This window comes from uncultured Tepidimonas sp. (assembly GCF_938045175.1).
Lineage (GTDB): Bacteria > Pseudomonadota > Gammaproteobacteria > Burkholderiales > Burkholderiaceae_C > Tepidimonas.
On the sequence record NZ_CALIND010000098.1, the window covers coordinates 1 to 9,183 of the forward strand.

Annotated in this window: 8 protein-coding genes, 3 pseudogenes and 1 riboswitch; of the genes and pseudogenes, 7 read left to right on the plus strand and 4 right to left on the minus strand. The window is 67.8% G+C overall.

Translation table 11 applies throughout. From position 1 onward, the window contains the following. A pseudogene (locus tag Q0716_RS05145) lies at positions 1-1,007 on the plus strand (branched-chain amino acid ABC transporter substrate-binding protein); the annotation flags it as partial. 95 nt (positions 1,008-1,102) lie between these two features. On the opposite strand, the gene Q0716_RS05150 reads toward Q0716_RS05145, so the two are convergent. Then, complete coding sequence (locus Q0716_RS05150; protein WP_299020425.1) at positions 1,103-1,480, minus strand: SWIB/MDM2 domain-containing protein; 378 nt, start codon at positions 1,478-1,480, stop codon at positions 1,103-1,105. A gap of 180 nt (positions 1,481-1,660) precedes the next feature. Here Q0716_RS05150 and rraA point away from each other — a divergent pair, with 180 nt between their 5' ends. Next, entirely contained in the window at positions 1,661-2,167 is a 507-nt protein-coding gene (gene rraA / locus Q0716_RS05155; RefSeq protein WP_299020427.1) for a ribonuclease E activity regulator RraA, read from the plus strand. Here rraA and Q0716_RS05160 read toward each other — a convergent pair. The 3 genes from Q0716_RS05160 to Q0716_RS05170 form a co-directional block, all read right to left on the minus strand. Beyond that, on the minus strand, positions 2,146-2,958 hold the full coding sequence (locus tag Q0716_RS05160) for a sulfite exporter TauE/SafE family protein (protein ID WP_299020429.1): 813 nt from the start codon (positions 2,956-2,958) through the stop codon (positions 2,146-2,148). The two genes, rraA and Q0716_RS05160, sit on opposite strands and share 22 nt — an antisense overlap. Before the next feature lie 319 nt (positions 2,959-3,277). Beyond that, positions 3,278-3,631 (minus strand): cell division protein ZapA, encoded by a 354-nt coding sequence (locus Q0716_RS05165; RefSeq protein ID WP_299020440.1) that lies wholly within the window; start codon positions 3,629-3,631, stop codon positions 3,278-3,280. Positions 3,632-3,642: 11 nt separating this feature from the next. Beyond that, positions 3,643-3,852 carry a DUF904 domain-containing protein gene (locus tag Q0716_RS05170; RefSeq protein ID WP_299020432.1) on the minus strand — a complete coding sequence of 70 codons (210 nt, stop codon included), beginning with the start codon at positions 3,850-3,852 and terminating at the stop codon, positions 3,643-3,645. Positions 3,853-3,888: 36 nt separating this feature from the next. Beyond that, positions 3,889-4,133: riboswitch (cobalamin riboswitch) on the plus strand. A gap of 77 nt (positions 4,134-4,210) precedes the next feature. Between Q0716_RS05170 and Q0716_RS05175 the strand changes: the two genes are divergently transcribed. The 5 genes and pseudogenes from Q0716_RS05175 to Q0716_RS05195 form a co-directional block, all read left to right on the plus strand. After that, positions 4,211-6,073, plus strand: a complete 1,863-nt coding sequence (locus Q0716_RS05175) for a TonB-dependent receptor (protein ID WP_299020434.1) — start codon at positions 4,211-4,213, stop codon at positions 6,071-6,073. 9 nt (positions 6,074-6,082) lie between these two features. After that, positions 6,083-7,462, plus strand: a complete 1,380-nt coding sequence (locus tag Q0716_RS05180; protein WP_299020437.1) for a cobyrinate a,c-diamide synthase — start codon at positions 6,083-6,085, stop codon at positions 7,460-7,462. A 32-nt stretch (positions 7,463-7,494) separates the two neighbouring features. Next, positions 7,495-8,163: pseudogene (gene bluB / locus Q0716_RS05185) on the plus strand (5,6-dimethylbenzimidazole synthase); the annotation flags it as partial. Between the two features lie 42 nt (positions 8,164-8,205). Next, the gene (locus Q0716_RS05190; protein WP_299020443.1) at positions 8,206-9,039 is read left to right on the plus strand and encodes a cobalamin-binding protein; all 834 of its coding nucleotides are present in this window, start codon (positions 8,206-8,208) and stop codon (positions 9,037-9,039) included. After that, positions 9,032-9,183 (plus strand): annotated as a pseudogene (locus tag Q0716_RS05195) (bifunctional adenosylcobinamide kinase/adenosylcobinamide-phosphate guanylyltransferase); the annotation flags it as partial. The gene Q0716_RS05190 and the pseudogene Q0716_RS05195, both read left to right, overlap by 8 nt.

The following is a 9,183-nucleotide window of genomic DNA, read 5'->3' on the forward strand; positions in this document are numbered from 1 at the left end:
ACAACGAGAACGGCGCCCGCATGGCCATCGACGAACTCAACGCCAAGGGCGTGACCATCGGTGGCAAGAAGGCCAAGTTCGAACTGCTGGCCGAAGACGACGCGGGCGATCCGAAGCAAGGCACCGCCGCCGCGCAATAGCTGGTCGACTCCAAGGTCAACGGCGTCATCGGCCACCTGAACTCGGGCACCTCCATCCCCGCCTCCAAGGTCTACAGCGACGCCGGCATCCCCCAGATCTCGCCGTCCGCCACCAACCCCAAGTTCACCCGCAACGGCTACAAGACGACCTTCCGCGTCGTTGCTGACGATGTGCATCTGGGCGGCACGCTCGGCAAGTACTCGGTCACGCAGCTGAAGGGCAAGTCCATCGCCGTCATCGATGACCGCACGGCCTACGGCCAGGGCGTCGCCGACGAGTTCGAGAAGGGCGTCAAGGGCGCCGGCGGCAAGGTCATCGGTCGCGAGTTCACCAACGACAAGGCCACCGACTTCAACGCCATCCTGACCAAGATCAAGGCCAAGAAGCCCGACGTGGTGTTCTTCGGTGGTATGGACGCCGTGGCGGGCCCGATGCTCAAGCAAATGAAGCAGCTCGGCATCAACGCCAAGTTCATGGGCGGCGACGGCATCTGCACGTCCGAGCTGCCCAAGCTGGCGGGCGACGGCATGGCCGACGAGCAGGTGTACTGCGCGGAAGCGGGTGGCGTTGAGGGCGAGCAAAAGGCCGGTATGGAGAAGTTCCGCGCCGACTACAAGGCCAAGTTCGGCATGGATGTCCAGGTGTATGCCCCGTACGTCTACGACGCCGTGCACGTGATGGCCAAGGCCATGCAAAACGCCAACTCCGCCGATCCGGCCAAGTACCTGCCTGCGCTCAAGGCCATCAGCCACAAGGGCGTGACCGGTCAGATCGAGTTCGACGAGAAGGGTGACATCAAGAATGGCGCGTTGACGCTGTACACCTACAAGGGTGGCCAGCGTTCGGAAATCGCCGTGATTCGCTGATCACGCGTTTGCGCTGGACCATGAAAAACCCCGCTGCGGCGGGGTTTTTTCTTGCGTCGCCGCCGGCCGCATGGGCTGCCGGCGTGCGGTGTCGATCAGGACAGGTGGGTGCTGATGATCTTGGTCATCTCGAACATCGACACCTGCGGCTTTTTGAGCACGGCCTTGAGCTTGGCGTCCGCGTTGATCATGCGCTTGGTGGCGGCGTCCTGCAGCTTGTTCTTTTTGATGTATTCCCACACTTTCTTGGTCACCTCGGTGCGCGGCAGCGGCTTGGCGCCCACGATGGCCGCCAGCTCGGCGCTGGGCGTCATCGGCTTCATGAACGCCGAGTTGGCGGCGCGCTTGGGCGCAGCAGCGGGCTTGGCGGTCTTGGTCGCGGGCTTGGACGTGGTGGTGGCAGCTTTTTTCGCAGTGGCCATGGAAGATTCCTTTGGTTGGTTGCGTGCTCGGCCACGAAGTGCAGCGGGCACCCCGTGGATGATCGCATCGTAACCCCAAAGACGGGGTTTTTCCAGTGTGGCGCGTGCGTTTCAGTCCGGAGGGTGGGTTTTCCCGGGGGCATGGCGCCGCGGGCGTTGCGTGGCGCAGACGCCTGGGTGTCCTCGTCTATGATCGGCAGGGTTGTGATGCGGCATGTTTCGGGAGATGTGATGACCTCGATCGCCTTTTCCACCTGCGATCTGTGTGATGCCCACAAGGGGGACAGCAGCGGTGAGTTCCGGGTGCTACCGCCCGTGTTTCGGGATTTCGGCGGTGTCGTGCGCTTCGCCGGGCCGGTGAGCACCGTCAAATGCCACGAGGACAACAGCCTGGTCAAAGCCGCGCTCGATGAGCCCGGCCAAGGCCGCGTGCTGGTGGTCGATGGCGGGGCGTCGCTGCGGCGTGCGCTCGTCGGCGGCAATTTGGCAGCAGCGGCGGCGCGCAACGGCTGGGCGGGCATCGTCGTCGACGGCTGTGTGCGCGACGTGGCCGAGCTGGCCGCTTGCGCGGTGGGCATACGCGCGCTGGCGGTGCACCCGATGCCCACCGACAAGCGCGGGCAGGGCCAGCGTGATGGTCCCGTGTTGGTGCAAGGGGTGATGATCCGGCCTGGTGAGTGGCTCTATGCCGATGAGGATGGTGTGGTAGTCGCGCCTCAACCGCTCCACGCGCGGTAGGCCATCGCCGCCGCCAGCGCGTACAGCATGAAAGCAAAGGCGCGTTTGAGCGTGCGCACCGGCAGCGCGTGCGCCACGCGCACGCCCATGGGTGCCATCAGCACACTTGCACTGGCAATGACAGCCAAGGCTGGCAGATAGATGTAGCCCAGCGAGCCTGGCGGGCGCCCGGCCACGTTCCACCCCGACCAGACGTAGCCGACGCCATTGGCCAGCGCGATGGGAAAGCCCAAGGCCGCACTGGTGGCCACCGCTTGGTGCATGGCGACGTTGCACCAGGTCATGAACGGCACGCTGATGAAGCCACCCCCCGCGCCCACGAGGCCGGACAGAAAGCCGATGGCGCCGCCCGCGGCGAGCTGCCCCGCCGGGCCGGGTAGCCCGCGACCAGGGCTTGGCGGGCGCGCGCGCAGCATTTGCGTGGCCGAAAACGCGACGAACCCGGCGAACAGCAGCGCCAACCAGCGGCCCTGCAACATGCGGAACACACCGGCGCCGGCCAGCGCAGCGCCAAGGACGATGCCGGGTGCCAGCCGCACCACCAGATCCCAGCGCACGGCCCCGCGTCGGTGGTGCGCGCGCACGCTGGAGAGTGACGTGAAGACGATGGTCGCCATCGACGTCGCAATCGCCATTTTCACTGCCAGATCGGTGGCCACGCCCCGATGGTGCAGGATGAAGGTGAGAAACGGCACCATCAACATGCCACCGCCGATGCCCAGCAGGCCCGCCAAAAATCCCGTCACCAATCCCAGGGCGACGAGCTCGGCGATCAACAACGGTTCCAGCATTTCGAGGGGAGGGCGCCGCCAGCACCGCCGGGGGGTGGCAGCACCGCCGTCAAGGTGTGGCGTGAGGGGAAATCAGCGAGGGTGTCTGCCAAGCCGCCAGGCCGGCATCCTGAACGCGGGGGTTCAGGTGGGCGAGGGCAGCGCAGCTTCGGGTTCGTCTGACGCGAGACGATCACGCCCACTGCGCAATGTACCAAGCCCGGGCTCTAAGAGCATTGGTTCAAGGAATATAAAGCCCGGCGGATGGCAGACGTTTCGTATTGTACGCCTCGGTTGGGGTGTCGGGAGCACCTGACGCGGTGGCTGGCCGCGCCGAGAATCACAGCAGCCGGTCGTCGTCGGACAGCGCCGCATCGATGCGCGCCACCATGGTCCGCAGTGCCTCTTCGGTTCCTGCGGGCAACGCTGCGCTGTCGCCGCCGTCCGCACCATCGGGCGCGCCGAACGACGAGTTCCGAAACGCCAGTGCCGGATCCCGATGGGCGGCGTCGAAGGCGATGTTGAGCGCCGCCAGCACCGCGATACGGTCCCGCGCCTTGACCTTGCCGGCATCGCGGATGCGGCACATCGCCGCGTCCACCTTGGCCACCGCTTCGCGCAGCGCCTCTTCACCGTCGACCGGGCAGGCCAGCAGGTAGGTCTGGCTCATGATCTGGACCTCGACCTGTTTGATGGCGGGTTTGTTCATGGCTCGTCCTCTGCGGAGCCCAGGCGGGCGATCAGCGCATCGAGTCGCTGGCGGGCGGCTGCGCACTGGGCGTGCAACTGGTCGCGCTCCAGCGTCAAGCGCCGCACCTCTTGCTGCAGCAGGGCCTGCGTGCGCCGCAACTCCTCGTACCGCAGCAGCAAGCGGTCGAGGCGCTGGGCCAGTTCTTCGATGATCGCGGGTGTCATGACCCACGAATTGTAGGGTTGGCGCAAGCCTTCGCACTACAATCGTTGCACGTTGGTGCTCGCGGCATGGTTCTCGTGCCGCAGTTAAACGGGAAGCTGGGGGGACTGCCGGCCTGCGGCCGGGTCCTAACCAGCGCTGCCCCCGCAACGGTAAGTGGACGGGTGCGTGTCGCGCACGTATCCCGCTTTCGCCCGTCGGTCACTGGATGCCTGGCATCTGGGAAGGCCCGCGAAGGTTGCTTCCACCAGCCCGGATACCGGCCAACGCGGTGATCGGCTCGACGCGGTCGGGCCGGTTGTGACGTCCACGCACCGTCGGGGAAGGCGGTGAGGACACGTTCGTTTGGTTCGTGCTTTCATGAAAACGCCTCTCGTGCGCGCCGCCGCGGCCGCGCTCGCACCTGCCCTGCCGGTGGGTGCCTTGTTGTGTGTACCCCTGGCCCATGCGGCCGATGACACCCCGGCTGGGGCCGGCCCGTCCCTGGGGGCGGTGGTGGTTAGTGCCACCCGCTCGCAGCAGCCCATCACCGACGTGATCGCCGATGTGACGGTGATCGACCGCGACACGATCGAGCGCAGCGGCGCCGCCGCGCTGGCCGATGTCCTGGCGCGGGTGCCGGGTGTCACCATCAGCCGCAACGGCGGACCGGCCACGACGACCAACGTCTACCTGCGCGGCGCCGAGGGCCGTGTCACCGCGGTGTTCATCGACGGGGTGCGCATCGATTCGCAATCCACCGGCGGGGCGACCTGGAATGCGATCCCGCTGTCGCAGGTGGACCGCATCGAGGTGCTGCGCGGTCCGGCCGCGGCCATCTATGGCTCGGACGCGCTGGCTGGGGTCGTGCAGATCTTTACGCGGCAGGGCGAGGCCGGGTTCTTCCCCTCGGTGCGGGTGGGGCTGGGCAGTCACGACACGCGCACGCTCGGGGTGTCGCTGCGCGGCGGCGCCGAGGGCGTGGACTATGCGGTGGGCGTGGGGACCGAGCGCAGCGACGGTTTCAATGCGCGCAAGCTAGGCAACCCGGACCGCGACGGCTACCGCAACGAAAACCTGTCCGGCCGCATTGGCTGGCAGGTGGCCCCCGGGCAGAAGCTGGACGTGACGCTGCTGGACAGCCGGCAGCGCGCCGGCTACGACGGTTTCACGCCTGGGCTGGACGACCAGAGCCTGCATCGCCTGCGCACGGCCGGGCTGCATTGGTCGGCGCAGTGGAGCGATGTCTGGTCCACCCGCGCCAGTCTGACCCGCGGCACCGACCGCTACGAGACGACGCCGTCGCCGTACCTGACCGAGACGCGCGTGACCACCGCGCTGCTGCGCAACGAAGTGCGGCTGGGCCAGGGCCTGATGACGGTGGATCTGGAGCGGCGCGAGGATGCGCTGCAAAACCGCAGCACCACGCCGGCCCGCACCGACCGGCACCAGAATGCGCTGGCCGTGGGTTACGGCTGGCGGGCGGGCCCGCACAACCTGCAGGTCAATGCGCGCCACGACGACAGCGAATTCGGCGGTCAGTCCACCGGGCTGCTGGCCTATGGCTATGACGTCAGCCGCACGCTGCGCCTGACGGCGTCGGCGGGCACGGCGTTCCGGGTGCCGACGCTGTTTCAGCGCTTCAGCATCTACGGCACGCCAGACCTGAAGGCCGAGACCGCGCACAACGTCGAGGCCGGTGTGCACTGGCAATCCGGCACGGACCGCCTGGCCGTGGTGGCCTACCGCAACCGCGTGCGCGACCTGATCGACTACGTGAGTGGGCCGGGGCCGTGCGTCAACGGCGTAGGAACGTACGCCGGTTGCTACGGCAACGTCGGGCGGGCCCGCATCACGGGGGTGACGTTCAGCGGCGGCACCCGGGTCGGTCCGGTCAACCTGGGCGGCTCGTGGGACGTGATGCGGCCCAAGAATGCGTTGACGGACAAGTGGCTGGCACGCCGCGCGCGCTCGCAGGCGACCCTGACGGCCGACACCGCGCTGGCCGGCTGGCGCCTGGGTGGCGAGGTGCAATACGTGGGCGAGCGCTACAACAACGCGGCCAACACCGAGCGGCTGCCTGGGTACACCCTGCTCAACCTGACGGCCGAGCGGCCGCTGGGGCGCGACTGGCGCTTGCTCGCGCGCATCGACAACGCGACCGATCGCGCCTACGAATCGGTGCTGGGCTATGCCACGGCGGGCCGCACGGTGTTCGTCGGCCTGACCTGGGCCCCACGCTGAGGCCGGGTCATGGCCCCGGTGACCGCCGCTGTAAACGCTGCCGCCATGCGCTGCCCCGCGCTGCTGATCGCGGCCCCGGCCTCCGGTCAGGGCAAGACCAGCGTCACCGCTGGCTTGGCGCGGTTGCTGACGCGCCGAGGGATGCGCGTGCGGGCGTTCAAGTGCGGTCCGGATTTTCTGGACCCGCACTGGCTTGCCTTGGCCACCGGCCACCCGGTGGATAACCTCGACCTGTGGATGAACGGCGAGCCCGACGTCCGGGCACGCCTGTGGCGGGCGGTGCAGGAGGCGGACGTCGTGCTCATCGAGGGCGTCATGGGGCTGTATGACGGGCAACCGAGCGCGGCTGACTTGGCGATGGCGCTCGACATTCCGGTGCTGGCGGTGATCGACGCGTCGGCGATGGCGGGCACGTTCGGCGCACTGGTGCATGGGCTGCGCCACTACCGAGCGGGCCTGCCGTGGGCCGGTGTGCTGGCCAACCGGGTGGGCAGCGATGCACACGAAGCCATGCTGCGGGCTGCGGTGTGTGGCGGCGATGCCGGGGATGGTCACGAGGATATCGACGCGGGCTGGCTGGGCGCCGTGCGGCGCGAAGCGCGCGGCGCGCTGCCCGAGCGGCACCTGGGGTTGACGCTGGCCAGCGAGCTGGACGACGCGATGGCGCGGCTGGACGCCTTGGCCGATGGCTTGGCGGGCACGCCGCTGGGGCGGCTCGACGCCGACGGTTGGCAGCGCTGGGCCGTTCCCTTTCAGCCGCCGATTAGCCAGCCCGTGCCGCTGCTGCTGCAGGGGCGCGTGGTCGCGGTGGCGCGCGACGCAGCGTTCGGCTTCATTTACCCGGCCAACGTGGAGACGCTGCGCGCGCTGGGGGCAAGGCTGGTCTTTTTTTCGCCCGTGGCCGACGAGCCTGTGCCCGATTGCGACGCGGTGTGGCTGCCCGGGGGCTATCCCGAACTGCACGCGCCCGCGCTGGCGCGAGCGGCGCGCTGCCGCGCCTCGCTGGTGGCGCACGTCGCGTCGGGGCGTCCGGTCTGGGCCGAGTGTGGCGGCATGATGCCGCTCTTCGAGGGGCTGACCTTGGCCAGCGGTGAGCGGGTGCCGATGTGGGGGTTGCTGCCGGGGGAGGTGTGCATGCAAACCCGGCTGGCGGCCTTGGGGCCGCAGGCGTGGCACACCCCTTACGGCGAGCTGCGTGGGCATACGTTTCACTATTCTGTGGTGTCGTCGACCGCGCCGCGGGCGGTCTTTCATACCCAGTCGCCCCATGGCCGACGACCTGGGGAGGCCGTGTATGTGAACAACGCGCTGCGGGCGAGCTATTTCCATGCGTGGTTTGCGTCCAATCCAGTGGCGACGGCGTGGTTATTGGGGGGAGACGTCTTATGACGCAACAGACCAAGGCTGTTCGTGACGGTGGGATGGAAGCGCAAGCGCCCGTAGCCGTGCACCGCTTATCGGCCCTGCCGGCTCGAGAGGCGGTAGGGGTCTATCGGGCCATTTTCGAGCGCCGTGACATGCGCCACTTCGCCGGCGGTGAGGTGGATGCGCGCACACTCGCGCGCTTGTTGTTGGCAGCGCATCATGCCCCAAGCGTGGGATACATGCAGCCCTGGCGATTCATTCGAGTTCGCGACGGGGCGATCCGGCAACATTTGCACCGATTGGTGGAGCAAGAGCGTCTGCGCACTGCGCAGGCACTGGGCGAGCGCTCGCAGGATTTCCTCCGCATCAAGGTGCAAGGTATTCTTGATGCCGCCGAGGTATGGGTGGTCGCCTTGGCCGACGGGCGCCAAGCCCATGTGTTGGGCCGGCGCACGATGCCTTTCATGGACTTGGCCTCGGTGGCCTGCGCGATTCAGAATCTGTGGTTGGCAGCGAGGACCGAGGGGCTGGGGCTGGGATGGGTATCGATTTTCGAGCCCTCGGATGTCGCGCGTTGTCTAGGCTTGCCCGCTGACGCCTTGCCGGTTGCGATTCTTTGCCTGGGCCCCGTGCACGGCAGTTATGACTTGCCACTGCTCGAACAAGTCGGCTGGGCTTCGCGCTTGCCGCTTCAGCAGGTGGTATTCGAGGACCAGTGGGGACGGCCGTGTTCGGTGGTCGATGCGGCGATCCAGCCACGCGATGTGATCGAGCACCTCACTGGGAGTGAGGATCGCGGGCCGCAGCGCATCGTCTGCCTGACTGAGGAGACGACCGAGTGGCTGTACCTGCTCGGGCAGGAGAGCCGCATCGTCGGCATCAGCGGCTACACCGTGCGGCCGCGGCGCGCACGCGCCGAAAAGCCCAAGGTCAGCGCCTTTTTGAGCGCCAAGATCGATCAAATCCTGGCGCTGCAGCCGGATGCCGTCTTTGGTTTTTCGGACTTGCAGGCCGACATCGCGGCGGCGCTCATTCGCGCCGGTGTTTCCGTGACGGTGTTCAACCAGCGCAGCGTGGACGAGATTTTTTCCATGCTGTTTCAGGTCGCCGCCATGGTGGGCTGTGCCGACGAGGGGCAGGCTCGCATCGCGGCTATGCGTGCGCGGCTGCGGGCCATTGCGCAGGCAGCCGCGCGGCTGGATGCCGAGGGCAAGCGGCGCCCGCGCGTCTATTTCGAAGAGTGGGACGAGCCACCGATCAGCGCCATCCGCTGGGTATCCGAGCTGATCGGCTTGGCTGGCGGGGTGGACATTTTTGCCGAACTGGCGCAGCGCCCGCTGGGCAAGGACCGCATCATCGCCGACCCCACCGAGATCGTGCGGCGGGCGCCTGACATCGTGATCGGTTCGTGGTGTGGCAAGAAGTTCCGACCCGAGAGAGTGGCCGCGCGCCCCGGGTGGGAGCGCGTGCCCGCCGTGCGCGACGGACAGTTGTTCGAGATCAAATCGGCGGACATCCTGCAGCCGGGGCCCGCCGCGTTGACCGACGGGGTGGAACAGTTGTATCGAATCATCGAGGCATGGCGCTGCCGCTATGGCTAACACACCGCGTTGCGAACTGATTCTGGGTGGGCAAAAGAGCGGCAAGTCGCGGCTGGCCGAGTCGCGCGCGCGCGACTGGCTGGCCACCGATCCGGCGCGCCGCGCGGTGCTGCTGGCCACCGGCTGGGCCGGGGACGACGAGAT

Bases quoted from the DNA above. Each gene is read 5' to 3' on its own strand.
- rraA (WP_299020427.1), top strand. From the start codon at position 1,661: ATGACCTCGATCGCCTTTTCCACCTGCGATCTGTGTGATGCCCACAAG.
- Q0716_RS05160 (WP_299020429.1), bottom strand. From the start codon at position 2,958: ATGCTGGAACCGTTGTTGATCGCCGAGCTCGTCGCCCTGGGATTGGTG.
- Q0716_RS05170 (WP_299020432.1), bottom strand. From the start codon at position 3,852: ATGACACCCGCGATCATCGAAGAACTGGCCCAGCGCCTCGACCGCTTG.
- Q0716_RS05175 (WP_299020434.1), top strand. From the start codon at position 4,211: ATGAAAACGCCTCTCGTGCGCGCCGCCGCGGCCGCGCTCGCACCTGCC.
- Q0716_RS05180 (WP_299020437.1), top strand. From the start codon at position 6,083: ATGGCCCCGGTGACCGCCGCTGTAAACGCTGCCGCCATGCGCTGCCCC.